The 26,962-nt window shown below is 41.2% G+C and carries 22 protein-coding genes; 13 read left to right on the top strand and 9 right to left on the bottom strand.

Annotated elements, in window-relative coordinates:
* Positions 1-10 precede the first annotated feature (10 nt).
* On the bottom strand, positions 11-475 hold the full coding sequence (gene bfr / locus ACHUE3_RS02880) for a bacterioferritin (RefSeq protein ID WP_394189984.1): 465 nt from the start codon (positions 473-475) through the stop codon (positions 11-13).
* A 10-nt stretch (positions 476-485) separates the two neighbouring features.
* Positions 486-959, bottom strand: coding sequence for a bacterioferritin (bfr, locus tag ACHUE3_RS02875; protein ID WP_149980077.1), 474 nt, complete (start codon positions 957-959; stop codon positions 486-488).
* Between the two features lie 413 nt (positions 960-1,372).
* Here bfr (ACHUE3_RS02875) and ACHUE3_RS02870 point away from each other — a divergent pair, with 413 nt between their 5' ends.
* The 10 genes from ACHUE3_RS02870 to ACHUE3_RS02825 all read left to right on the top strand — a co-directional run bounded on the left by ACHUE3_RS02870 (position 1,373) and on the right by ACHUE3_RS02825 (position 15,726).
* Positions 1,373-1,753 (top strand): hypothetical protein, encoded by a 381-nt coding sequence (locus tag ACHUE3_RS02870; protein WP_394189981.1) that lies wholly within the window; start codon positions 1,373-1,375, stop codon positions 1,751-1,753.
* Between the two features lie 232 nt (positions 1,754-1,985).
* Positions 1,986-3,074, top strand: a complete 1,089-nt coding sequence (locus ACHUE3_RS02865) for an efflux RND transporter periplasmic adaptor subunit (protein ID WP_394189979.1) — start codon at positions 1,986-1,988, stop codon at positions 3,072-3,074.
* An 11-nt stretch (positions 3,075-3,085) separates the two neighbouring features.
* Positions 3,086-6,238, top strand: coding sequence for an efflux RND transporter permease subunit (locus ACHUE3_RS02860; protein WP_394189977.1), 3,153 nt, complete (start codon positions 3,086-3,088; stop codon positions 6,236-6,238).
* A gap of 376 nt (positions 6,239-6,614) precedes the next feature.
* Positions 6,615-11,363: a PAS domain-containing protein gene (locus tag ACHUE3_RS02855; protein ID WP_394189975.1), complete on the top strand. Its 4,749-nt coding sequence runs from the start codon at positions 6,615-6,617 to the stop codon at positions 11,361-11,363.
* 11 nt (positions 11,364-11,374) lie between these two features.
* Complete coding sequence (locus tag ACHUE3_RS02850; protein ID WP_394189973.1) at positions 11,375-11,857, top strand: GNAT family N-acetyltransferase; 483 nt, start codon at positions 11,375-11,377, stop codon at positions 11,855-11,857.
* An 87-nt stretch (positions 11,858-11,944) separates the two neighbouring features.
* Positions 11,945-12,451 (top strand): hypothetical protein, encoded by a 507-nt coding sequence (locus ACHUE3_RS02845; RefSeq protein ID WP_394189971.1) that lies wholly within the window; start codon positions 11,945-11,947, stop codon positions 12,449-12,451.
* 31 nt (positions 12,452-12,482) lie between these two features.
* Complete coding sequence (locus ACHUE3_RS02840) at positions 12,483-13,091, top strand: superoxide dismutase (protein ID WP_394189969.1); 609 nt, start codon at positions 12,483-12,485, stop codon at positions 13,089-13,091.
* Between the two features lie 82 nt (positions 13,092-13,173).
* Positions 13,174-14,535 carry a DNA-3-methyladenine glycosylase 2 family protein gene (locus tag ACHUE3_RS02835; protein WP_394189967.1) on the top strand — a complete coding sequence of 454 codons (1,362 nt, stop codon included), beginning with the start codon at positions 13,174-13,176 and terminating at the stop codon, positions 14,533-14,535.
* Positions 14,532-15,014 (top strand): methylated-DNA--[protein]-cysteine S-methyltransferase, encoded by a 483-nt coding sequence (locus tag ACHUE3_RS02830; RefSeq protein WP_394189965.1) that lies wholly within the window; start codon positions 14,532-14,534, stop codon positions 15,012-15,014. Before ACHUE3_RS02835 ends, ACHUE3_RS02830 begins: the two co-directional genes overlap by 4 nt.
* 127 nt (positions 15,015-15,141) lie before the next feature.
* The gene (locus ACHUE3_RS02825; RefSeq protein WP_394189963.1) at positions 15,142-15,726 is read left to right on the top strand and encodes a thymidine kinase; all 585 of its coding nucleotides are present in this window, start codon (positions 15,142-15,144) and stop codon (positions 15,724-15,726) included.
* On the opposite strand, the gene ltaE is transcribed toward ACHUE3_RS02825, so the two are convergent.
* Entirely contained in the window at positions 15,709-16,716 is a 1,008-nt protein-coding gene (gene ltaE, locus ACHUE3_RS02820; RefSeq protein ID WP_394189961.1) for a low-specificity L-threonine aldolase, read from the bottom strand. The two genes, ACHUE3_RS02825 and ltaE, sit on opposite strands and share 18 nt — an antisense overlap.
* Before the next feature lie 25 nt (positions 16,717-16,741).
* Positions 16,742-17,674 carry a 23S rRNA (adenine(1618)-N(6))-methyltransferase RlmF gene (gene rlmF / locus ACHUE3_RS02815; RefSeq protein ID WP_394189959.1) on the bottom strand — a complete coding sequence of 311 codons (933 nt, stop codon included), beginning with the start codon at positions 17,672-17,674 and terminating at the stop codon, positions 16,742-16,744.
* A 140-nt stretch (positions 17,675-17,814) separates the two neighbouring features.
* Between rlmF and ACHUE3_RS02810 the strand changes: the two genes are divergently transcribed.
* Positions 17,815-18,714, top strand: coding sequence for an alpha/beta fold hydrolase (locus ACHUE3_RS02810; RefSeq protein ID WP_394189957.1), 900 nt, complete (start codon positions 17,815-17,817; stop codon positions 18,712-18,714).
* Here the strand turns inward: ACHUE3_RS02810 and ACHUE3_RS02805 are convergent.
* From ACHUE3_RS02805 to ACHUE3_RS02795, 3 genes are all read right to left on the bottom strand, one after another.
* Positions 18,692-20,134 (bottom strand): tetratricopeptide repeat-containing sulfotransferase family protein, encoded by a 1,443-nt coding sequence (locus ACHUE3_RS02805; protein ID WP_394189955.1) that lies wholly within the window; start codon positions 20,132-20,134, stop codon positions 18,692-18,694. The two genes, ACHUE3_RS02810 and ACHUE3_RS02805, sit on opposite strands and share 23 nt — an antisense overlap.
* Positions 20,135-20,243: 109 nt before the next feature.
* A complete protein-coding gene (locus ACHUE3_RS02800; protein WP_394189953.1) occupies positions 20,244-22,886 on the bottom strand; it encodes a TonB-dependent receptor plug domain-containing protein in 2,643 nt (880 codons plus the stop codon).
* Positions 22,887-23,173: 287 nt separating this feature from the next.
* Positions 23,174-23,347, bottom strand: a complete 174-nt coding sequence (locus ACHUE3_RS02795; protein WP_394189951.1) for an oxidoreductase-like domain-containing protein — start codon at positions 23,345-23,347, stop codon at positions 23,174-23,176.
* Positions 23,348-23,447: 100 nt separating this feature from the next.
* On the opposite strand from ACHUE3_RS02795, the gene ACHUE3_RS02790 reads away from it, so the two are divergent.
* On the top strand, positions 23,448-23,873 hold the full coding sequence (locus ACHUE3_RS02790; RefSeq protein WP_394189949.1) for a hypothetical protein: 426 nt from the start codon (positions 23,448-23,450) through the stop codon (positions 23,871-23,873).
* A 93-nt stretch (positions 23,874-23,966) separates the two neighbouring features.
* Positions 23,967-25,334: a leucyl aminopeptidase family protein gene (locus ACHUE3_RS02785; RefSeq protein WP_394189947.1), complete on the top strand. Its 1,368-nt coding sequence runs from the start codon at positions 23,967-23,969 to the stop codon at positions 25,332-25,334.
* A gap of 1 nt (position 25,335) precedes the next feature.
* On the opposite strand, the gene gloA2 is transcribed toward ACHUE3_RS02785, so the two are convergent.
* Complete coding sequence (gloA2, locus tag ACHUE3_RS02780) at positions 25,336-25,722, bottom strand: SMU1112c/YaeR family gloxylase I-like metalloprotein (RefSeq protein WP_394189945.1); 387 nt, start codon at positions 25,720-25,722, stop codon at positions 25,336-25,338.
* Positions 25,723-25,775: 53 nt separating this feature from the next.
* The gene (locus ACHUE3_RS02775; protein WP_394189943.1) at positions 25,776-26,849 is read right to left on the bottom strand and encodes a ketoacyl-ACP synthase III; all 1,074 of its coding nucleotides are present in this window, start codon (positions 26,847-26,849) and stop codon (positions 25,776-25,778) included.
* Between the last annotated feature and the right edge of the window lie 113 nt (positions 26,850-26,962).

The raw sequence follows: 26,962 nt of genomic DNA, 5'->3' as shown, positions 1-26,962 counted from the left end.
GGTATTATGCTTACATTTGCGATTGCAGGTAGTTTTCAAGTCCTGTGCTCTTAATGAGCAGTTGCTGTGTTTCAAGCCAATCGATTTGTTCTTCTTGCTCATTTAAAATGTTATCTAGCGCTTCGCGACTGATATAATCTTTTTTACTTTCAGCAAGTTTTATGGCGTCTTTAAGATCAACGAGTGAATCAAGTTCAAAACTCATGTTGCAATTAATCATTTCTTCGCTGTTTTCACCAATACGTAAGCGGCCAAGATCTTGAAGATTAGGTAAACCTTCTAAAAACAAAATACGTTCAATCAAACGATCAGCGTTTTTCATTTTTTGAATAGATACTTTGTAATCAGCTTTATCTAAAACACTAAAACCAAAATCTTTAAACATACGTGCGTGTAAAAAGTATTGGTTGATACCAACTAATTCATTAGCTAGGACCTTGTTTAGTGCAACAATTACGTCTTTATCGCCTTTCATATCTTAGCTCCTATTCGCCCATTTGTGATTGATGGTAGTTTTGGCTACCAATTTTATCAATTAAACCAAGCTGTTGCTCTAACCAATAAACGTGATCTTCTTCGGTATCGAATAACAGTTTCTCTAAGATTTCGCGCGATTGATAATCTTTTTCTTGCTCACATACTGCAATAACTTCTTTAACACATTCAACAACCTCAAGCTCAAGGGTTAAATCGTTTTGCATCATGCTTTTTACATCGTGGCCAATTATTAGGTCACGACGTTTAGTCATATTTGGTACACCTTCGAGGAACAAAATACGCTTGATCAACCAATCAGCGTGATCTTTTTCTTCTTCCATTTCGTGATTGAGGCGAACATAAAGCTTATCTAAGCCCCAATCGTCATACATGCGAGAGTGAATAAAATACTGATCGATTGCAGCGAGCTCGTTAGCTAACAATGTGTTGAAACTATCGATAACTTTTTGATTACCTTTCATAATGGTGGCCTCTTAAAATACTCAATGTGGCTAGTGTAGTAGAAAATCCAATAATAGCAAGTATTTTCCTTTTAAATCAGTTGGTTACTATTGAGTGTGATTCTCGTTTAAGTTTGCATTGTTGGTTGCTTTATGAACGGATTGTTATTTATATTCAAGATAAAAGGTTTAAGGTAAGTAATATATAACTCGCTTATTACCCTATATAATGAACGAGTTAGAAAAGCAGAGCATTAAAACAGCTTTTTAACACCGATTGTGGAGGTTGTACCGAGTCCCTTTATATTGTAACCGCCGTATGTATATGAGTGAGTATGGGCAGGGAAGTCGCCTTTATTAAATCGGTTTTTTATGCTTTTTAGTTTTATTATTTTCTGTTACTGTTTACGGTATGTATCCTTGAGGTTTAATCTTTGAAACAGTCGCTGTTATTTCTTTTAGCTTTTATATTAATTCAACCCGTGTTGGATAGCTTTGATGTGGCTAATTATAATAGTGCGATTAAACACACCTCTAATTTACTGCAACAGCAATCAGCCTTAGATGAGCATTGTTTATTGAATCGCGATCATCTATCGCATCAAGTTGAGCATGACGCGCTTAATACCGCTTTGACAGACGCGCTAGAAGACAGTCACTGTCATGTGTGCCATATTCCTGCCTTTTTTAGTTACGTTTGGCATTATCCTGTTTTACCTGCCTTTAAAGATGAAATAAACTTACTTGATGTGCGTTTTAATTCCCATCTGATTTCTCCTGATTTAAGACCGCCCATTTTTTCTCTAATAAGTTAACGGATTGATGGCCTCAAGGCCTGTTATTAATTTATAAATTAGAGAATAAATAATGATTTTTACCAAACTATTTAAGTTTGTGCGTGCGTGCGCGCGTGCAAATCTCCCCCGTTTTTTTATAACATTTTCACATATTTTTGCCCAACTTATTCAAGGTGATCGCACTTGCCAAAAGCCATATCGTTTTAATGGGGCTTTACTCATGAGGCCTATTTATTTGGGGTGTGTGCTGTTGAACCTGTCATCATTGGCTGCCAATAGTACAGAGCTTGCTAGCGAGCATGCAGAAGGGGGGCATGAAAACGAATCAAAGCAGGTCATTTACTTAACCCAAGCACAGCAAAGCTTGGCGGGCATTAAAGTGACAAAGCTGAGCAAACAGTTTTTTAAATCACAAATGTACGCGCCGGGCGAAATTAAAGCCAATGGCTATAGCAGTTATGTGTTGTCGCCACGGGTTGATTCAATCGTGGTGAAACGTCATGCAACGCTGGGCCAGCACATTAAAGCAGGTGAACCATTGGTGAGCTTATTTAGTGCTGAGGTTGCCAGTGCGCAAACTACTTATCGATTAGCAAAAGCACAGTGGCAACGAGTGCAAAAAATGGGCAAAGGCACCGTGAGTGAAAAAGGTTTACTGACTGCAAAAGCTGAATATGAGGTGGCGCAGAGCCAGCTGGTAGCCTTTGGTTTATCTAGCAAAGCGATTGAACAAAGTGCAGATATCGCCGCTGAAAAACTAGGTGAATACACGCTTTACGCGGGCACATCAGGTGCTGTACTCAGTGATAACTTTGCCCAAGGCCAGCGAGTCAATTCAGGCATTGAGCTGATGTTAATTGCCGATGAAAGTTTACTGTGGGTTGAGGCAAAACTATCTGCAAATCAAACAATCGAAATTGCCAAAGGGGCTAAGGCTCAAGTGAAAGTAAACCAAGTATTGTACCCAGCTACGGTGATCCAAGAAGCGCACACGATAGATCAAGTGACCCGTTCGAGGGTGGTTCGTTTAGCTGTTAAAAACAGTCAACATACTTTGCACCCGGGTATGTTCAGTGATGTGTATTTTGAATTTGCCACTGCGCAAAAAGTACTTGCAGTGCCTGAGCAAGCATTAATGAGAAACCCTGATGGTGATTGGGCGGTGTTTGTCCAAGATGAAGATGGTGAGTTTATTTCAACAGAAGTTGAACTAGGCCAACGCTTTGCTGGTTTTCGTGAAATAAAAGGCGTGTTAGAGGGCACTAAAGTGGTGACAGAAGGTGCTTTTTTTGCTGCATCAGAGCAAGCCAAAGGCGGCTTTGATCCGCATAACCATTAGGAGCGACGAGTATGTTTAATAAAATAGTTAATGCAGCTATTAGCAATCGACTACTGGTTTTTTTAGCCCTGTGCGTGGTTGTTGCGATGAGCGCTGTGGTTATTCCTAAATTGAATTTAGATGCGTTTCCTGATGTGACCAATGTTCAAGTGGCGATTAATACCGAAGCGCCAGGTTTGGCTGCTGTTGAAGTTGAGCAGTTGATCACCTATCCCATTGAAGCTGTGATGTATGCGTTACCTGATGTTGATCAAGTAAGGTCGATTTCAAAAACCGGTTTATCTGGCGTGACTGTGGTGTTTAAAGAAGGGGTGGATATTTATTTTGCACGGCAGTTGGTGTTTGAACGCCTGCAAGCAGCAAAAGAGCTGATCCCAGAAGGAATAGGCTTGCCAGAAATGGGACCGAATACCTCTGGGCTTGGTCAAGTGTATCAATACTTATTGGCTGCATCACCGGAGTCTGGCCTGGATAGTATGGCGCTTCGCAGCTTAAACGATTGGATTGTAAAACTACTCATTTTACCTGTTGATGGCGTAACAGAAGTATTGTCGTTTGGTGGTGATGTGCGCCAATATCAAGTTAACCTTAATCCAAATAAGTTACTTGCTTATCAATTAGATCAGCAACAAGTTGTGAGCGCACTTGAAGAAAACAACACCAATGTAGGTGGCTGGTATATGAACCGTGGTCAAGAGCAATTAGTGATCCGTGGTACTGGCTGGTTTAATGCAGGTAAACAAGGCTTACAAGAAATAGCGCAAACGCCGCTAAAAACCATTAATGGCACGGTTGTAACCATTGCTGATGTGGCTGAAGTGTCATTAGGCAGTGAAATTCGCCAAGGCGCGGCAACGATGAGTACCAAAGATGCGCAAGGTAACATTACCTCACTGGGCGAAGTAGTAACAGGTGTGGTGCTAAAGCGCATTGGCGCTAATACTAAACAAACCATTGACGGCATAACCTCTCGTATTGAACTAATCAATCAAGCGTTGCCTGAAGGCGTTACGTTTGAGCCGCTGTATGATCAAGCCGATTTGATCACCAAAGCGGTTGATACTGTGGTTGATGCACTGCTATTAGCATTTGTGTTTATAGTTGTCGTGCTAGCGTTATTTTTAATGAATTTACGAGCCACATTATTGGTTTTATTGTCGATCCCAATTTCAATTGGCTTAGCGCTTTGTGTGATGGCGTGGTTTGGGCTCTCTGCTAATTTAATGTCACTGGGTGGGATTGCTGTTGCGATTGGTATGTTAGTGGATGGCTCGGTGGTCATGGTAGAAAACATCTTCCGTCATTTAACGCAGCCGCCTGCACAATCAACCAATAAATCAGTTAACCATATTGATCGTATTAAGTTAGCTGCCCAAGAAGTGGCGCGTCCAGTGTTTTTTGCGGCGCTGATCATATTGGTGGTATTTATGCCATTATTTAGCTTTGAAGGCGTTGAAGCGAAACTGTTTCAGCCGATGGCAATCAGTATTATGTTAGCAATTATTGCGGCGGTTATTGTCGCACTGGTAATTGTGCCGGCGTTGGCGGTGTATTTATTTGCCAATGGCGTGACCTTAAGACGCAGTGTGGTGTTAGAGCCACTCGATAAAGCCTATAAAGTGTGCTTAGGCTGGGCGATGAATGCGCGTAAAACAGTCATTGCCATAGCGGGCGTGTTGGTGGTCATTGCGGGCGTATTATTGCCGCAGTTAGGTACTGAGTTTGTCCCTGAGCTTGAAGAAGGCACCATTAATTTACGAGTGACTCTGGCACCTTCCGCCAGTTTAGATACGGCATTGGCGGTTGCACCAAAACTTGAAGCAATATTGCTTGAGTTTCCTGAGGTCGAGTATGCGTTAAGTCGTGTGGGTCGTCCTGAAGTGGGGGGCGATCCAGAGCCGGTAAATAATATTGAAATTTACTTAGGGTTAAAGCCGGTGAGTGAGTGGCAATCGGCTGAAAACCGCATCCAATTGCAAGTCTTAATGGAGAAAAAGCTAGAGCAGTTCCCGGGCTTGCTCTTTAACTTTTCACAGCCGATAGCCACTCGGGTGGATGAGCTATTGTCTGGGGTAAAAGCGCAGCTGGCGATCAAGCTGTTTGGTGCTGATTTAGATGTACTAGTCAGCAAAGGCCAAGCAATTGAGCAAGCTGTAAAAGGCGTTGCTGGCGCAAAGGATGTCGCAATGGAGCAAATTGCTGGTGAAGCACAATTAGTGATCAAACCTAACCGCTTAGCGCTTTCTCGCTTTGGCTTATCGGTGGGCGATTTAATGACCATAGTACAGCATGGTATTGGCGGCACAGCGGCAGGGCAAATTATTAATGCCAATGAGCGTTATGATATTTATGTACGCATTGGTGCAGAGTTTCGTGACAGCCCTGAAGCTATTGCAGACTTACGTTTATCATCCCCGACCGGTGCCTTGGTGCGGGTTGGCGATGTAGCAAGTGTTGAAATAGAATCAGGTCCACCACAAGTGCGCCGTGACGATGTGCAGCGCCGCGTTGTTATTCAAGCTAATGTACAGGGGCGCGATATGGGCTCTGTGGTTGCAGATATTCGCACCGCGATTGCTGAGCAAGTCGATATACCAGCAGGTTATGGCATTAGTATTGGCGGCCAGTTTGAAAACCAACAGCGAGCACAACAAAGGTTATCAATCGTTGTTCCTATCTCATTGGCGCTCATTGCACTATTGTTATACTTTGCATTTGGCTCGATTGGCCAAGCTATGCTTATTTTAGTGAATGTACCATTAGCGGTGATTGGTGGTGTGGTAGCGCTGTATGTATCAGGCCAATATTTATCAGTTCCCAGTTCAGTCGGTTTTATTACCTTGTTTGGGGTGGCCGTACTCAATGGGGTGGTTATGGTAGAGAGTATTAATAACCGCGTTAAAAGTGGTGATAGTTTAGATACCGCTGCATTTAATGGCGCATTATCGCGATTACGACCAGTCCTAATGACGGCTTTAACCTCGGCGCTTGGTTTGATCCCGATGTTAATATCAACTGGTATTGGCGCTGAGATTCAAAAGCCATTGGCAACTGTTATTGTTGGCGGTTTGTTTACTGCAACATTCTTGACTTTATTTGTATTGCCAGTGCTTTACGCAATATTTAGTCAGCAGTTCTATCGGAGCAATAACGACAGTAAATAGGTTTAATTTATACCCAAACCACCTCAAAATGTGAGTGTCAGTTGGAATTAAAAGCGATTTAGGCAAGGCATTGATTGCAAGTAATAGTGGTTCTATTGTTAAAATCAATAACGCCGTATAAATCGCTTTTAAACCAACCCATTGGGCTTTTCACAGGCACTTAGTCTCATCTTTGTTCCTTCTTAAAAGGGATGGCCATTGTTGCAAAGTAACGCCTTGATATTAAGCCCCTGTGAAACGCTGAATTCTGCATCTTGAGGTAGCTTGGGTATATACCCTAACACAAGGTGTGCAAACTTGCGTCTTGTGTTATTTAGTGCATTATTATAGATGCGCGTGCTTGCGTAACTGATTAAATATTGATAATGGAAACATAATGCTACATAGCCTGATAAAAAATAAAGGCCAATCCATACGGACGAAATTGATTGTCACTTTTATTGTGGTTGCACTTGCTCCATTATTTTTAATGTCTTGGTTTAGCTATCAACATGTAAGCAACTCCCTTGAAAAAAATGCCCAAGTAGAGCTTGGCGAATTAAGTAGTATTGGTAAGCAATTTGCCAATATATGGTTTGCTGATCATATTGAAGATTTATATTTACTCAATGATCAAATCAGCCACAGTCAGCTTAATAAGCAACTGTTGATGGATAAGTTTGTTACTCGTTATGATTTTGTAAATGAAATTCATATTATTTTCAATCCCTTAAATACTCCAAACCCGATTAATAACGGTGCGTTTGCTGCTTTACAGCGCGATCAATTAATCGCAATGTTAGCAGCCATTGAACAAGGGCAGCAAAGTGTATTTATATCTTCAACGGGGAAACAACCACATCACTTTGTAGCGGTACCGATGGCAGATAAAACGCGCGGTTTATACGCAATAATTGTAGTTGATGTTAATTTGCAAGGCTTACTCGATAATCTAGAACATATACACAACGATAATGAAGAACTGACATTTTTTATTGTAAAAGGCGGTGAAATAACAGGCACTCAGTTACATCCTAATTTATTACCGATGACTAGCCTTTTAACTGACACAGTAAATACTGAGCAGGTGTTTACCTACCACAAAACAGATAACACATTACATTATGCAATTTTAACTGACTTAAATTTTGCCAATGCAGAAGGTTGGCAGTTATTGGTGGAAAAACCAGCAGCGGCCATGTTACAAAGTGCCAGTGACTATAAATTTGTTGCTGTGCTTGCCAATGGGTTGACATTTGTCGTGGTTTTACTCCTATCTTGGTGGTTTGGGCGGCGTTTATCTCGCCCGCTTATTAGCCTTGCCAATGCCAGTGCCGAAATTACTAAAGGTGAACGCAGCCATATTCCTATTTTGCATGATAGTAGTGAGTTGCATCAACTATCGATTGACCTTGAACATTTAGTAAGTAGTAAAGTGCGACATCAGCAGCGGCTTGAAGAGCAAAGCTCAGCATTGAAAATTGCCTTAAAGCAATTAGCTGAGCAAAAAAGTGCCCTTGATGAGCATGCAATTGTGGCTGTTACGGATATTAAAGGACAGATCACTTTTGTAAATAGAAAATTTTGTGAAATAAGCGGCTATAGCCAAAGCGAATTAATTGGTCAAAATCATCGATTATTAAATTCAGGTGTCCATCCGAAAGGCTTTTTTAAAAGTATGTACAAAACCCTCAAGCAGGGTAAAGTTTGGCACGAGCAAATTTGTAATAGGGCGAAAAATGGTGCTTTTTATTGGGTTGATACCACCATAGCACCATTTTTAGATGAGCATGGAAGGCCGCAAAGTTATATCGCTATTCGTACCGATATCACTGATTTAAAGCAACAAGAATTAGAACTTGAACAGCATAAAACTCAGTTACAATTAGTCCTTGATAGCACGGCAGTTGGTATTTGGGATTGGTATGTTGATACCGGCAAAGCGTATTTTAATAACCGTTGGGCGAGCATTATCGGTTATACATTAGATGAACTGCACGCAACCGATTTTAATACGTGGCTTAAGTACACTCACCCTGACGATATAATTACTTCAGGAAAGCTTTTAGAGCAGCATTTTGTTGGTGAGAGTGACTATTATGTCTGCGAAGTACGCATGCGACATCGATTAGGGCATTGGGTGTGGGTGCTAACCACAGGTCGAGTTGTTGAATATAACAGTGATGGCTCTGCAAAGCGCATGATAGGGACCCACCTTGATATTACAGAGCGAAAAGAGACAGAGTCACAGCTACAATCAAGTCGCGATCGCTTTGTATCTTTAGTTGGGAATATTCCAGGCATTGTTTATCGTTGCAAATATGATGAGCAATGGAGCATGCTGTATCTGAGTGAGCAAATAAAGCTCATTACCGGCTATGAAGCAGCTGATTTAGTAGACAATTTTAAGCTCAGCTTTGTTGAGCTAATCCATCCGGATGATGTTGCTAGCGTCGCTGAAAAAGTGAAAACCGATATAGATACAAATAAACCATGGTCATTAGAATACCGCTTGGTTGCTTTTGACGGCAGTATCCATTGGGTACATGAGAAAGGTCAAGCCGTGTATGATCAGGCAGGTAATGTTTTGTATTTAGATGGCTTTATTCACGATATTACCGAGCGATACCATACCCAGTCGCAACTATATCGTCAGCAAAGTCTGCTTGAAGCCATGAGTAAGCAAGGTCAAATAGGTGCCTGGGAAATAGATTTAGAGACTAATACCATGTATTGGTCTGACGAAGTTAAGGCAATTCATGAAGTAACCGAAGATTACCAACCTGTAATTGCAACGGCGATCGATTTTTATCAACAGGGTGAACACAGAGAAAGGATCAAACAATTATTTTCAAAGGCTGTGAACGACGGCAGTAGTTGGGAAGTTGAATCTATTATTGTTACTGCACTTGGCAATAATTGCTGGGTTAAATCAATCGGCCAAGCTGAATTTAAAGAAGGTCGCTGTATCCGGGTTTATGGTTCATTTCAAAATATTGATACCTATAAGCATCTTGAATTGGAAAGTAAAAAAGCCAATCAATACAACAAAAACTTAGCAAGCTTAACGGTGTCACATGAAGTATTAGCTGGTCATTTTGATGAGGTGAAAAGTTTAGTCACGCAGTCAATGTGTGAAGTACTGGGTGTGCATCGAGCGTCTGTGTGGTTATTCGACGAGCATAGCGATGAAATACGGTGTGTGAGTTTGTTTGTTGATCAGCAAGGCTTTGTCGAACAATCAGTAGTGCTTAAAGCGTGTGACTTTCCAATTTATTATCAAGCTTTATTTGAACAAGGCTTAGTAGCAATTGATGATGTTAATACGCACCCCGCAACAGTAGAATTTATTGACAACTATTTGGTAGGTTCAAACATCAAATCTATGCTTGATGCGGTGATCTCAACAGGTGAGGGGATTTTAGGCGTGTTATGCGCAGAAAGTGTTGGTCAACATCGCAGCTGGAGTCAAAATGAAGAAACTTACTTACGTTCGTTAGCCACATTGGTTGGCAGTGTATTGATGTCGCAAAGCCGTAAAAAAACAGCTGAAGAGTTAAAAGTCGCTCTGGTTAAAGCGAATGATGCGGCGACTGCAAAAAGCCAGTTTTTAGCAACCATGAGCCATGAAATACGCACTCCAATGAATGGGGTGTTGGGCATGTTAGAGCTGATTGGCCTCGAGACATTGCCAAAGCCTGTGCAAACTAAAGTGGCAATCGCTAAAAATAGTGCACACTCACTTCTATCGGTTATTAATGATATTTTAGACTTCTCAAAAGTCGAAGCGGGTAAAATCGAGCTTGAAAGCATCAACTTTAATGTTTGTAACTTACTGGGTGATGTGGCGGAATCTCAAGCCCTTGCTGCACAAGATAAGGGCATTGAAATTATTCTTGATTTGGTTGCGGTTGTGCCAAGCCATTTTAGAGGCGATCCGGGACGAATTCGCCAAGTGTTAACAAATTTACTCAGCAATGCTGTTAAATTTACGCCTCAAGGTGAGATAGTGATCACTGCTGCAATTACTGCAATTGATAAACAGTATCAGTTGAGTATAAGTGTAAAAGATTCGGGAATTGGAATTGATAAAGCCAAGCAAAAAGATTTATTTAGTCCTTTTTCGCAAGTAGATGCTTCGACTACCCGTGAGTATGGCGGTACTGGGTTAGGTTTGGCTATTAGCAAGCAATTGTGTGAGCTGATGGGTGGAGAAGTGACTTTAGTCAGTGAAGACGGACAAGGTTGTGAGTTTACCGCAACGGTGATGTTAGAGCCGGGCAATGAAACCGAACGCAGTATACCGACCATTGATATGAGCAAGCTCACCATATTAGTAGTTGATGATAACGAAACCAGCCGCATTGTAATAAGCCAACAGCTTGCCCAATGGGGCGCTAAAGTAGAGCTTGCCTGTAATGCAGCACAAGCTCTTCAGCTATGTAAAAAGCGCCTCGAAGATAAACTTAATATTTATGATATTGCTGTGCTAGATATGCAAATGCCAGAAATGGATGGCTTAGAATTGTGCCGAATACTAAAAGCTGACGCAGACTTAAAAGCAATGCCATTAGTAATGATGACCAGTATTGCAGGCATGGAAGGAGCGCAGAGCTTTAGTGATGCAGGGTTTCAAGCGTATTTTCCTAAACCGATCACTACGGCAGATTTAATTAGTGCAATGGCGGTGATAGCCCATGATAGCGGCTCAAATGATTTACCTTTAGTTACTTCGAGTTATATTTCATCGTTGCGTAGCCCTCATGATCAAAATATAAATATTTTATTGGTTGAAGATAACCCAATTAATCAACAAGTATCTAAGCTGATGTTAGGCAAGTTAGATTATAAAGTTACCTTGGCAGAAGATGGTCAACACGCACTCGATATTTTACAAAATGTACCAGATGGGCATTTTAGTTTAGTTCTTATGGACTGCCAAATGCCTATCATGGATGGCTTTGATGCTACTCGTGCTATTCGATCAGGGCAGGCTGGCACCAAACACCAAAATTTAACTATTATTGCGTTAACTGCCAATGCGATGGATGAAGATAAAGAGCAGTGTTTAGCCAGCGGCATGGATGATTACCTTGCAAAACCTATACAATTACAAACGCTCAAAGATAAACTCGAGCAGTATTAATAAGAGAATTTATGACAGATATTATTTTAAGAGACGCTACCCCTAGCGATGCGGCCACTATTTTGCATTTTATTACTGAGCTGGCCATTTATGAAAAAGAGCCCGATGCGGTTAAAACTGATGAGCAAGCAATTTTAAACACCTTGTTCAGTGATGGCGCCACAGCACATAGCATAATTTGTTTAGAGGGCGATACGCCAATTGGTTTTGCTGTTTATTTTTATAACTACTCTACGTGGCTTGGTAAAAATGGTCTGTACTTAGAAGATTTATATGTGAGCCCCGATAGCAGAGGTAAAGGAGCGGGCAAATTAATAATGAAGCACCTAGCACGCCAAGCAATTAGTAAAGACTGTGGTCGTTTCGAATGGGTAGTATTAGATTGGAATAAACCTGCGATTGATTTTTATAATAGCATTAACGCAAAGCCGCAAGATGAGTGGATTATCTATCGATTAACAGGGCAAGAATTGATCGACTTTGCTGAAAGTTAAAATAACAATATAAATAAAAATCATTTGCATTAAGTTGTGTTGCTGTGTAAATTAAACGCATCAATATAATTTTGTGCAGGTGATTTAATGTCACGCCCTCAACTTAATGACAAGTTAGACTTACCACAAGTCGATCAAGCACTGACTCCTTGGCAATCCAATATAATGGCGGGCAACTATGCCTTTGAACGCGGTGCTTTGCTTGAAGCAAGAGATAAATACACCACAGCGCACACTCTTGCAGCCCATCTATTAAGCCAGTTTAGTCGAGCAAAAGTTTGCCAGTCGGTTATCGGTGCAATTGAACATTGCTGTCCGGCGTTGGTGGTTGCAGCCCATAACCTCGCAGATACCTACCGTGCGATGAATCAATGTGAACAGGCTTGTAAATGGTTATGCAATGTACACCTTACTTTGATCCACCTTATTGAGCATCCATGTAATTCGGTGCGAGCTGTGGTGTTACATCATCACCATAAAACCTATTTAGAACTTGTCCAATTTGCCCAGATGCATAGCCATCACCCACATTTGATTGAACAAATAAATCACACTTTAAGTTATTCATCTGATCAAACTGCAACCATGCATTGATCAACTAACCTTAAGCCTTAAAGGAGTAATCATGGCATATACACTTCCTACACTACCTTATGAGTACGATGCATTAGAACCACATATTGACGCTAAAACCATGGAAATACACCATACATTGCATCACCAAACCTATATAAATAAAGCTAATGCAGCGCTTGAAGGGACTCATTACGCGCAGCAAGACACAGAAACATTATTACGTAAAATAACGACACTACCAGAGTCATTACAAAAAGCGGTGCAAGAGCATGTTGGTGGTCATAACAACCATTCATTATTTTGGACTATTATGAGCCCTGATGGGGGAGGCGAACCGCAAGGCGAATTGGCTCAGGCAATTGACAGTGCGTTTACTGATTTTGATAGTTTTAAAACGCAATTTACCAATGCAGCTGTAAGCCGCTTTGGCAGTGGTTGGGCGTGGTTATGTGTTACTGCAAATAAAGAGCTAGTGGTTCAAAGCAGCTTGAACCAAGATAGTCCTTTAATGCAGGGTAATACACCTATTTTAGCATTAGATGTGTGGGAGCACGCCTACTACTTAAAATATCAAAACCGTCGTCCAGAATACATTGCAGCGTTTTATAATGTTATTAATTGGGACGAAGTGCAGCGTCGCTACCTTGCCGCAATTTAAACGTTGAGTGCCGAAAATGGCTAGTAAACTGTTTTTTTTCGCGTAATCTAGTTGCCAGTAGCAGTTAGTTGAGCATTAATTTATGGATACTCGTCATTGGCAACATGCCCGTCAAAGTCGCGATCATCGCTTTGACGGACTCTTTTTTATTGCCGTTAAAAGCACAGGTATATATTGTAGGCCAATTTGCCCTGCTCCCACCGCAAAAGAGCACAATGTCGAATATTATCAATATGCACACAGTGCTGCTCAAGCAGGCTTTAGGCCGTGTATTCGTTGTCGCCCTGATAGTGCGCCAGGTAGTAGTGCATGGCAAGGCGTAAAAACCACGGCACTGCGTGCGAAACAGCTTCTTGACAGTAACTTTAGCGAGCCGCAAAGCTGTGAACAATTAGCAGAGCGATTAGGTGTAACCAGCCGATACCTTCGGCGTTTATTTAGTCAACACTTTGGTATTTCAATAACGCAATATCGTATATTTAATCAATGCCATTTTGCCAAAAGGTTGTTACAAGAAACCCGTTTACCTATTGCTGATATTGCTTTTGCATCGGGGTTTAATAGTATTCGACGTTTTAACGATGCGTTTTTGCAGCAGTTACATATTTGCCCAAGTAAAATGCGGACCAGTGTTAAACCCAGCGAATCGACCATAAAATTAAAGCTACCTTTTCGCCCCCCTTATAACTGGCAAGCTTTAAAGCAATTTCTTGCCAAAAGATTAATCGCCCCCATAGAGTGGCTAACTGATACTAGTTATGGTCGTAGTTTTAGTAACAACCATTGCCAAGGACAATTTACAGTCACTTTTGTTGAGGATAAGCATCATTTTTTAGTCGCTATTGATATCAACGAACCCCGCTATTTACACCCTATTGTCACTAATATACGGCGAATACTTGATTTAGATGCCGACACAACGCTGATTGAGCGGCATTTAAGTACTCATATTCATGCTGCGTTCCCTTTAACACAAGGGCTACGTTTACCTGGGATTTGGTCAACATTTGAAGCTGGGATCAGAGCGGTATTAGGCCAGCAAGTGAGTGTAACAGCCGCGCATAATTTAGTTGAAAAACTAGTCAATCATTTAGGACAGATTGATAATGGACGAGTGTACTTTCCGACACCTGAAGCTGTAGCAGCCTGCGAGTTAGACTTTTTTAAGATGCCACAGGCACGTAAAAATGCCTTAAGAAACTTAGCCAATTTTTGCCTACAGCAGCCAGATTGTGATGATTTAGAGCAATGGCTGGCATTAAAAGGAATCGGGCCTTGGACAGTGAACTATGCAAAATTGCGTGGTCAAAGTCAGCCTGATATTTTACTTGATGGTGATTTAGGGATTAAAAAGGTGCAAGCTAAAACAGCCGATTTTGACAGTGATGGCTGCTCACCTTTTCGAAGTTATCTAACCTTTCAATTATGGCAGCAATTAGTATGAATAAGCCCAAGCATATAATTCAAACGAGTATATCAAGCCCGATTGACTCTATTATTATCCAAGCAACAGATGAAGGGGTAAGTTACGTTGGGTTTTATCCACCGACGCAACACCCGCAAATAAGCATTGAGCACGTCACTAACCAGCATATTATTGAATGTGCAAAACAGTTAGCGCAATATTTTAATAAGCAACGAGAGAGTTTTTCACTCTCATTGGATACGCAAGGTACTGCGTTTCAGAAGTCGGTATGGCAGGCGTTAATGACAGTGCCTTTTGGTCAAACCCAAAGCTACAGTGATATCGCAAATGCGTTAAATAATCCTAAAGCTGTTCGTGCAGTTGGGGCGGCCAATGGTAAAAACCCAATCAGTATTATTGTGCCATGCCATCGTATTATTGGTGCTAGCGGTAAATTAACAGGTTATGCTGGTGGGCTAGAGCGCAAAGAGTGGTTGTTAAAACATGAAGGGATATAAATAACGAGATTTCAAAAAGCCGATTAATAACTGTTTTTGTTCAAGATGACATATAAAAGGTGATGAAAGGGTGAATATGCGCTAGCATACTCGCTCTTTTTTATGGTGATCAGTTCAAGGTAAATAGATGGCTCAGCTGTATTTTTATTACTCTGCAATGAACGCGGGTAAATCAACCACATTACTCCAATCGGCATTTAATTATCGTGAAAGAGGCATGGAGCCTGTGATATTAACCGCTGCAATTGATGATAGAGCCGGGGTGGGTAAAGTGTCATCTCGCATAGGTTTGCAAGCCGACGCACATATTTTTGATGCAGATAAAGATGTATTTGAACTCATAAAAAGCCTTAATTCAGAACAAAAACGACACTGTGTTTTAGTCGATGAGAGTCAATTTTTATCAAAAGATCAGGTTTTACAATTAACGGATGTGGTTGATGAGCTGGGTATTCCTGTGTTGTGCTATGGCTTGCGTAATGACTTTAGAGGCGAGCTCTTTATTGGGTCACAGTATTTACTCGCGTGGGCTGATAAGTTAATTGAACTTAAAACCGTGTGTTATTGTGGCCGAAAAGCAAACCATGTTCTGCGTACAGATGAAAATGGGCAAGCGATTGCTGATGGTAATCAAGTAGAAATTGGCGGCAATGACCGTTATGTTTCGGTTTGCCGCAAACATTACAAAGCAGCGTTAAATCTCAGCCGCTAATGCCTGTACAAACGTATCGACCGATTGTTTAGTGATACCCAAATGTGTCACTAGTCGAAGCGGTGCACCGGGTGAAAACAGTATATTTTGAGTTGCTAAGCGTTTACTGACAGCCGCCAAATCAATGTTAGCATCGACATTTACGTAGACAATATTTGTTTCTACGCTATTAAGCTCTACATTAAAGCCGCTAAGGGTGTTTAGTTGCGTAGCTAAATACAGTGCATTGTCATGATCATCCGATAAGCGCTTAGTATTGTGTTCAAGTGCATACTGTCCGGCCGCTGCGAGCATTCCTGCTTGGCGCATACCACCACCAAGTACTTTTCGCCAGCGGCGAGCTTTGGCAATAAGTACTTCACTGCTAAGCAGCAAAGAGCCCACAGGTGCCCCAAGCCCTTTAGATAAACACACTGAGACTGAATCGAAGTGGTTTGTTATACGTGTAATATCAACACCCAGTTTAGCCGCCGCATTATAGACTCTGGCGCCATCTAAATGCAGCGCAAGATTATGTGCATCAACAAACTCCCGCGCTTTACTAAGGTATTCAAGAGAAAGCACTTGGCCACCAATGGTATTTTCAAGGCTGACCAATTTGGTTTTAGCAAAGTGAAAGTCATCGGCTTTAATCGCCGCTTTTACTTTATTTAAGCACAGACTGCCATCTGCTTCGTTTTCTATGGGCTGCGGTTGAATCGAGCCAAGTACGGCTGCACCACCGCCTTCAAACTTATAGTTATGGGCACGTTGGCCACAGATATATTCATCCCCACGTTCACAATGCGCCATTAACGCAAGTAAGTTAGCCTGAGTACCTGAGCTACAAAATAATGCACTGGCAAAGCCATGTTTTTGCGCAGCGTATTTTTCGAGAGCATTAACACTGGGATCATCGCCATAAACATCATCACCTAACGGGGCATTGTTCATGGCTTGTCGCATTGCATCACATGGTTGAGTCACAGTGTCTGAACGAAGGTCGATCATTGTTAAGTTCCTTATAGTTGTCTTATTAGCTTAACGTTTGGCATATTTCTTCGCGTGTTGCTTTATCAAAGTAAGACCACGCGATAAAACGGCTTACTTTTTGCCCTTGGGCCATGTCGATTATTTTAACGTCGGCTACTGGGTGTTTGCTTAATATTTCCTGCAAAGCTGTTAGAGATTCTTTTTTTGATACTAAAGAGGTAAACCACAAGCACTGCTCTGAAAAATCAGCACTTTCGTTGATCATGGTTGATATAAATTTTACCTCGCCACCTTCGCACCATAATTCGTTATTTTGGCCACCAAAATTAAGCGTTGATTTAGGCGCTTTGCCAAGGTTACGCCATTTGCGTTCGCTACCTTGTGCGGCTGCTTGCTCACTGGCATGAAAAGGCGGATTGCACAGTGTTAAATGAAATAAATCTTTAGCGTTAATGACACCTTGAAAAATGTGCTTAGGATCTTTTTGTAATTTAATACTGATTTTGCGGTTATTAAATTGTGCAAGTTGCTTTGCAAGTTTAACTGAAACGGGGTCAATGTCTGTGCCTGTGAATGCCCAATTATACTCTGCGCTGCCAGTGAGCGGGTATACTAAGCTGGCACCAGTACCAATATCTAAAACGTTTACTTGTTTTCCTGTTGGGATCACACCGTTATTATCATCAGCAAGTAAATCAGCGAGGTAGTGTATATAGTCAACGCGCCCTGGGATTGGCGGGCACAGGTTATGCGCCGGCAGGTCCCAAAAATCAACATTATAATAGCTTTTTAATAAGGCTTGGTTGAGGGTTTTAACTGCTTTGTTGTCACTAAAGTCGATACTTTGTTGACCTGTTGGTGTTTGTACTAAATAAGGTGATAGTGCAGGCTCATTGTGTGTTAACAGCGCAAAGTCATACCCTTTGTTATGGCGATTACGAGGATGAAGTTTTGATTTTTTAGGCGCAGATTTCATGGGTACTATTTGCAGAGAGAACAAGAGCGTAGTTTATCATTTTGATTGCAAAAGTGCTGTAAAATTAGCGGTGTTATATTTTTTAAATACTGGTAGGATGAGTTGCATGAAAGGATAAAATAATAACACGGTATGCGACTATGTCTGTAACCCAAGAATCTATATATATTCAGCTCGACGAACAGCAAACTTTGCATTTAAGGCGCATTTATAATTCGACTAAATCTGGCCCATCAGTGTTGTTTGTTCATGGTGCAGTTGAAAACGGCAAAATATTTTATACCCACAGTAATAAAGGCTTGGCACCTTATTTAGCTGAGCAAGGGTATGTCTGCTATGTTGCAGACTTACGAGGCAGGGGAGAGAGCCGTCCAGCTATTTCACCAAGGTCTCAGTACGGACAAACAGAAGCTATAACTGAAGATATTCCCGCTTACATTGCTAAAATTAAAGAGTTAGAGGGAGCACCGCCTGCTTATTGGGTTGCGCATTCATGGGGAGGGGTATTAATGAATAGTGTTTTTGCACGTTTCCCTGATTATATAAATGAGGTAAAAGCGTGCGCGTATTTTGGCACTAAACGTTCTTTGTATAATCATCACCCCAAAAAGTATTTTCAAGGTAATGTTATTTGGTACTTTTTAGCACCTATTTTAGCTAAAAAATACGGCTACCTGCCAGCCAAAAAGTTAAAGTGGGGTAGTGATGACGAAACGCAAAAGTCTCACTATCAAAGTATGCAGTGGGCAAAAAGACGACCATGGGTAGATTCTGACGACGGCTTTGATTACGCAAAAGTGGTTAGTAATATGCACTTACCCCCTACCTTACATATTGCGGGTGTAAAAGATAAAGCTTTGGCCCAGCCTATTGATATTCAAAAGTTTATGGATGAATCGGGCAAAGGCAAGCAGTCACTGCAAATTTATGGCCGTGAACATGGACATCAACAAGATTATGATCACATTAATATGCTGACTCATCCAAATGCAAAACAAGATCAGTTTACTGACTTACTCAATTGGTTTGCGGCTCATTAAGTAAAGTTTTAAGCACTCTATCAAAACGTTTGTAGTGCTCTATTGCTTTGGTGTTTATTGGCTCGCGCACAGCGCCTTTACTCAGCGTTGTAACGGGTTTTTTGGACTTATAAAAGTTTAAGCAGGTGGGTTCAAACTCACAGCCCAAAAAGTCAAACACGGTTTTGAGCTGTGCTTCAGGCTCATTTACAAACTCTTCATATTGTACTGTAAGTATGGAATGTGAAAACGAACGATGCCAATGCTCCATCAGTGATTGATACAAACCATAATATGTTTTGAACTCAGGCATTGAGCAAAAATAGGGCTCATTTTCAGCAAAGTAATTGCTGTAAACCGACCACGCTGTTGCTTCAAAATTACGTTGCATATCAATAAACTTTGCATTTGGGTAAAGTAGTTTAATCAACCCCATTGATTGGTAATTAGCCGGCAATTTATTAATCATGAATTGGCGAATGGGTTTAGCTTGCTTTAACCTTTGTGTATAAATATCGCGGGCTTGTTCTATTATTGTAGGTGTTAATGCCATTACACAGGCTGGGTATGACAGTTGAGTTTTATGCTCTATAAACGGCACGACATCTCGGCTGATTGTCGTATCTTCACCAATGGTCGCACATTCACTGTGACTGGCTAGAACCTGCTCTAATAGCGTTGAACCACTGCGCGGCATGCCAATAATAAACACTGGGGTAACTGAGCCGGTAAAGTTTTTATCTATATCAGCAAAGATTGACGCAGGGTGGTGCTCAATCAACGCGGTATAAAAATCATTTAATTGCTGCGTTTTAAAATCAGCCAATTGAAACTGCAGGTTATTAGCGAGCTTATAATAATTTGCAGCTTGGTCGATATCATCAAGCTTGTCATAACTTTTAGCTAAGGCGTAATAACACACCATTTTTAGCCGTAGATTATTTGTTTGCGTCAGTAAGTGGTGCAAATTACTGATGTAGTTGTGTTGTTTATCAAAGCGACCTAATTGCACAAGTTCATATAGAATATAGGCAGTGACAGGATAAAGTCCGATACTAAGAGCTTGGGCAAATGTGGTGTGAGCTTTATCTAATTCACCATGGGTAAGGTAATGCTGAGCAAGGTAGTAGTGTGGATCAGGGTTATGGCTTGCCAAAGATTTTGCATACTCTAATACTGTTAACGCATCATTAGGAGAGTTCACACCGTTGAAAGCATCTGCAAGTGCATGAAGTGGCTCAAGCATATTTGGTAAGCGTTCACACGCTCTTTGCAAAAGATAAACTGCGGCATCAAAACGTTCTAAACGAAGTGCTATTCGGCCTAAACCAAATAAAGCGCTGCCGTTTTGAGGGTCGGTTTTTAGTATTGTTTTATAATGAAATTCAGCATCTTTTAATTTGTTTTGTGCTAAAAGTTCATTGGCTTTTTTAAGTAGCATGCGTTTATGTATTAATTTTTTTAATCACTATAAAACGAAAAAGGCGAAATGTGAAAGAAATCTCTTTCTGCATTTCGCCGGATACGTTAATTAACGTTTTAACTTTAGATTAGAAAGTGTACGTCGCTTTTACGTAGTAGAAACCACCGTTAATCCCATAAGGCGATGTTTCATAGTACTTACCACCCCAGTTATTATTAGGCGCTACGGTAAAATCAAGTTCCTCTGCATCTTGATCTAGTAAGTTTTGTGCACCCACTGATAAACTAATAGAATCATTTAAGAAGTAAGTGACTTCTGCATCTAATGTAATCGCAGCATCTGCTGTTTTAGCCGTTGCATCATAATCAACATGTACACCTTGGTACTCGCCATAGTAATTTAGGCGAGTGAATGCAGAAAAGTTTTCCCACTGCTGAGCCCAACTAAGTGTTGAACGATGATTAGGTAAGTCATTCTCAAGTCGACTTACTTTAAATTCACCAGTAATTGGGCTTGAACGTGTAACTTCAGTGTCATTCCAGTTGTACGCTAAGCTAAATGTAGAGCTTCCACCGAATAAATCGGCAGAATAGTTCGCAACTAAATCAACACCCTGAGTGGTTGTATCAAAGTCATTAGTAAAGAAGCTTACTTGCGCTAAGCTTTGTACATTTGGAACACCAGCTGCTTCTAATGTGTCTTTGTCTGCTTGGCTTAACTCTATTTTTTCAGATTGACTGATACGGTCTTCCACTTGAATGTTGTAGTAGTCAACGGTAAAGAATAAGTCGCCTATAGTGTAAACAGCACCAAAGGTATAACTTTGTGATTCTTCAGGTTGTAGCTCTGTACCGCCTAGTTGAACCGCAATTGGGTTTGTTGGTGGTAAAAGCGCAGAATCCACTAATACACCACTGCTTAAGTTTGTTTGTACGTTACTAACATTGGCTTGACCAACCGTAGGTGCGCGGAAACCAGTACTGATTGAACCACGAATATTTAAGTCATCAGTCAGGTGATATTGACCTGTTAGCTTGTAGTTTGTTGTAGAGCCAAATGAGTCATAGTCTTCGAAACGTAGTGCTAACCCCAGTAAAAACTCTTCTGTGAATGGTGCCTCTACGTCCATATACGCGGCGTAGTTACGACGGGTGTATTCGCCTGCATCTGATGGTTTAAAGCCAGGGAAACCATTTGAACCAATACCAAAGCCTTGATCCGTAAATGGGCCTGCAGTGAATGAGGCTACATCGCCAGAGGTTACAGTAAAGGTTTCTTCATGCCATTCAAGACCACCTGCAACGTTCACGTCGTACGCTAAACCCCAATCAAACCCTTTTGATAAGTCAAAATTAAAGTTTTTCTCGAGTTGTGAATATTTACCTGGACTAAAATCACGCGGACTATCTAAACCCAAAGAGGCATTAACCGTATCGTAAATAAAGTAGCGTGATTCGTTAAAGCCAACAGTACCACTTAGGTCATAGTACGCGCCTTCTAGGTAACCGCCTGTGAATTCACCTTTTGTACCAATGGTTAAAGAGGTATCAACAATATTACCGCCAAAGTTTGGTGTAAAACCACCAGGGATCTTCTCGTTAAATGCAAAGCAATTTGCAGCTGTTAATGAATCCAGTGCATTTTGATCAGGTGCACCATTGGCTTGAAGTTCAACTAGAGGACAATTAAGTTGTTCATCATAACCATCGAGAGAACCAACTAATACGGTCGGGGTTGCTGCATCCCATGCTTCTTGGCCTTGAGGATCATCATCACCAGGGCGACGCATATTAACACCATTTACATCACGTATGTTTCCGCCATAAACGCCCGGGCGTGTTGTTGGATTACGATAATAGAAACCACCACGCACGTCACGCTCAGAGTAATTACCAAACATATAGAATTCAGAATCATTGGTTAACTCAAGGCCAATGTTACCAAAAATAGAGATATCGTCATCTACTTTAGGTGCGCCCCAAACTTGTGCTAAAGAAGAAACATCTGGCACACCTGCAGCTGCAAGTGCAGCAGCATCTGGGCGTTGTACTGAGCGGCTTGTTGCATCCGCTGTTTTATACTGGAAGCTTAAGTTTGCAAAGCCACTATCAGTGAATGGCAAGCCGACGTTACCAGAGATTTGTGTCGTATCACCGTCGCCTTCATAGTATTCACCTTGACGAACTTCAAAACTACCGCCTTCTGAGGCATCTTTTAATACAAAGTTCATTACGCCAGCAATAGCGTCAGAGCCGTATTGCGCCGCAGCACCATCACGCAGTACTTCAACCTGCTTTAAAGCAATGCTTGGAATAACTGAAATATCAGCACCTTGTGCGCCATCATTAATACCACCACCTAAAAAGGCAATAACTGATGCACGGTGACGACGTTTACCGTTTAATAAAACTAATGTGCTGTCAGACGGAAGGCCACGTAAGTTCGCTGGGCGAACTAGAGAAGCTGCATCACTGATAGGGTTTTGGTGAACGTTAAAAGAAGGCACCGACCCTTTAAGGAGTTCTAGCATGTCAGTATTACCTGATTTGCCTAATTCTTCTCCACCAATAATATCAATAGGTACTGGTGAATCACCAATCGAACGAGGCGCAGAGCGTGTGCCGACAACGGCAATCTTTTCTACATTCTTTTTTACTTCTGTGGTTTGTGCCTCTTCAGCCATAACAGTACCAGACATAAATAAGCCGGCTGTTGTGGTAGTTAAGGCAAGCTTTACAGCTTTATTCAACATGTTGTTTTTCAATTTCATTCTAATTTCCCCAGTTAGAATTATTATAATTTTCACACCAATATTAGTCTACAAATCAAATAGGTGTAATTTATTTATACATATTGTTAACCAGTTGTGCAAGATGTTAAAAAGAAACGTTTTTTTTATTTTTCTATAGAGGAAATTTGGATGTGGCTAACCCATATGATAAATAACGATTTTTTCCATGAGTATTATATGGGTTGCTCAATAATGCAGCTAAAAGGCTTGATTTTAAAAATAATTAATTTAATTTATTCAGTGAGTCATGAGAATAATTTGCCATATTAAGAAATTTGGGCGTCGTTATTTGTCGAATCTCGCCATTGCTTTAATGCTTCGCGATATTCATCCCACACACATGGGCAACAACTGCCACCACCACAACACTCATCTGGGGATGGTCTTTGTGGTTTGCTTATTATTTCTTGGGGTTTTGATACAGGCTCGTGCGGTTTCATTTTATTAAATATGATTTTAATTATTTAAAGTAAACAAAGTATATCACAGCAAATGTAAATTCTACTTTGTGAACGCGCGTGGCTATGTGAAAATGCCAGCATGAAATTATACAAAGTAATTCACCGAGCACCTATTCGCGTAGTCAAAATAGGTAAAAGGCGTCAGCAGCTGCGTTTTAAGCGCGCTATGGTGGCGTTGAAAATTGCTTTGGCGCAAGAAAAACACGAAACCAAAGAAATGCTCTCGATTTATCGCCGTTATACTCAAGGTGATGTGAGTAAAGATGAGTTAACGAAAGCCAATAGCCAATTTGTGGATATTCTCAAGGGGTTAGGACTTGGAGTATTTGCTGTTTTACCATTTGCACCCATTACGATTCCATTCGTTGTGAAATTAGGGCGGTGGGTAGGTGTTGATGTGCTGCCAAGTTCTTTTAATATCAATAAACCGCTAAAAGAAATAGATCAGCAAATCGCAAAAGATGAACATAAAAACCGCTCAAGTGATCAATCTGTAAAAAAATAATGCCGCAACTTAGGGAAGTCGATGCTTAACCTATACCTTTTGTTTGGGGTTATTGGTATGCTAGGTATAAATTTTTACTAAATGAGTCATTCAATGAGTGCATTAATTTGTCATACTTCTTCTGGAATTCCTTTATCTTTTGTTACTAAAAGCAACCTTTCAGATTGGTTAGCGCAGCAGTCCATTTTTTTACAAAACTGGTTAAAAAGTTGCGACTTTAAAAAGCAAGGTTTAGCTTTGGTTGTAAATGAACAATCAGGCTCGTTGGCGCATGCTTATTGCTTAGTGGATAACCTTGATGACTTTTGGTTAGCGGGAGATCTGGCTACAAAATTACCAGAAGGTCTTTACAAGGTTCAAGGGCTTGATGATAAATTAGAGCAAATTGCGCTTGGCTTTATGCTGGGGGGCTATGAGTTTAGCGAATATAAAGCTAACAGTGCAGTAAGAGCGCAGTTGGCTATCGAAGACAAAGATGTGTTTACACGTTTAAACCAACAAGCGAGTGCTATAAACCTTGTACGTGATTTAGTAAATACACCTGCAGCGGATATGATGCCTCAGCACTTATCGCAAGTGATGGCTGATCTTGCTACCACTTATCAAGGCGAATTCAGTGAATGGGTTGGTGATGAACTGCTTGAGCAAAACTACCCTACTATTCATATGGTTGGCCGTGCGAGTGAAAATAAACCTCGGTTACTTGATTTAAAGTGGGGCGATAAAAAAGCACCTCTAGTTACTCTTGTAGGTAAAGGAGTGTGTTTTGACTCGGGTGGATTAGATTTAAAGCCAAGCTCTGGCATGCGTAATATGAAAAAGGACATGGGGGGCGCTGCCCATGTTATTGGCCTAGCGCAGCTTATTATGGCCGCTGGTTTACCTATTCGACTTCGTGTACTTGTACCAGCTGTAGAAAATGCCGTGTCGCGTAATGCATTTCGTCCAGGCGACGTGATTAAAACCCGTAAGGGCATTATGGTTGAGATTGATAATACAGATGCAGAAGGCCGTTTAGTGTTATGTGATGCACTTAGTGAAGCTCAAAATGATGAGCCGGAATTACTGATCGATTTTGCAACTCTCACTGGCGCATGTCGTGTAGCGTTAGGAACGGAGCTACCAGGCTTTTTCTCAACAAATCGCGATGTAGCTAATGGTATTATCGACTCAGGCATGGGAGTGAGTGACCCTGTTTGGCAACTTCCGTTATTTCATCAATACAAGAGCTTTTTAAAGAGTGATGTTGCTGATATGACTAACTGCTCAAGCACCCCATTTGGTGGAGCAATAACAGCCGCGCTTTACTTAAAAGAGTTTGTAGAGCCTACAACTGATTGGGTTCACTTTGATGTAATGGCATGGAACTTACGTTCATTACCGGGCCGCCCTGCAGGCGGCGAGGCGCTGGGTGTTCGTGCGGTATTTAATTACCTACAAAGTCGTTTTGAAAGTGCGTAAATTAAACTTGGTATAACTCTAAAGGTAAATCATCGGGATCGGCAAAAAATGTAAACGCTTTCCCGGTGATTTCGTCCACTCTTATGTCCTCAACATCAACACCTTGTGCTTCTAATACCTGTTTTGCTTGTTTTATATCTTTGACTGCAAATGCTAGATGTCTAAGTCCCTGTGCTTCGGGGTAGCTAGGCCTGATAGGGGCATCAGGAAACGAGAAAAGTTCTATTTGACTGCCATCAGCAAGTGCAAGGTCCAACTTATAAGAATCCCGCTCTGCACGATAATCCTCATTGATAACCGTTAATCCGAGTATCTCTGTGTAAAAAGCCTTGGATTCAATGTAATTACTGCAGATTATTGCAGCATGATGAATAGCTAAAAGTTCCATAGTAACCCATAAAAAAAGCGCGAAAGTCGCGCTTTAATCTATAATTTAGCAGATTAATCAGTGCCTTTACATGCTGCAGCCGCTGCAGAAACAAGCTCTAATCCTGTTTTATCACAAGGTGGTAAATTCGCATCGCTTATTGCAATTGGCGTTACACGATCACCCCATTTTATATAACTTGCTGCCCAAGTTAATCCAGCACCAAAAGCGGCTGACATAATATTAGAATGAGGTTTAATTAGGCCTTGCTCAACAGCTTCGCATAGTGCGATAGCGATGGTGGCGGCCGATGTATTGCCGTATTCGCTAATGTTCACCATCACTTTTTCATCAGCTACTTTTAAGCGTTGTTGAATTGCTTGAATGATACGTAAATTAGCTTGGTGGGGAACCAAAACATCAATTTCATCCAGCTTCAAATCGGCTTGTGAAAGCACGTCATCGCAGGCTTCGCTCATACCTTTTACAGCGCGTTTAAAAATTTCGCGACCTTCGAATAGTAAATCGGATGGGCCTGCTGGGCTGTATTTATCTATATCACTACCAAAGTTGGTAATGTGTAAAATATCGCGGTCTTCGCTATCACAACCGGTTTTGGTTGCTAACAAGCCTGCTGGTGTATCGGCGGCTTCTAATACCACGGCACCTGCACCATCGCCAAATAAAACGGCGCTATCGCGGCGCTCCCAATTGACGTACCAGGTCATACGTTCAGCAGCAATAACAACCGCTTTTTTGATCATGCCCGCTTGAATCTGTGCGGTTGCAGCTTGAATTGCATATAAAAAACCAGAGCATGCAGCGTTGGTATCCATAGCAGCAGCACCTATAGCGCCAATATTTTTTTGTACTAATGAGGCAGTATTTGCCACCATAGTTGAAGGTGTACAAGTGGCTAATAATACTAAATCGATATCTTTAGCATCAACACCTGCGCAAGCAATTGCGTGCTTTGCTGCTACAGTTGCTAGCTCTGCGGTGCTAACATGACTTACTCTTCGGGCTTTAATGCCGGTGCGAGTCGTGATCCACTCATCATTGGTATCAACAAGTTGGCTTATATCATCGTTGCTAATGCGTGCTGGTGGAATGCATTTACCCCAACCAGTAATATGTGCGTAAGACATAGTGTGTTCTCTTTAAGTGGTCAGACATCTGTCATTAATAGCGTGTTTATACCAAAAATCCCGTTATAAGACTAGTTTATCGCTTTGTTTATATCGTAAATAGTGGTAATCAA

The organism is Pseudoalteromonas atlantica (assembly GCF_043641955.1).
Classification (GTDB): domain Bacteria; phylum Pseudomonadota; class Gammaproteobacteria; order Enterobacterales; family Alteromonadaceae; genus Pseudoalteromonas; species Pseudoalteromonas atlantica_A.
This window is presented reverse-complemented; position numbering and strand designations above follow the sequence as displayed.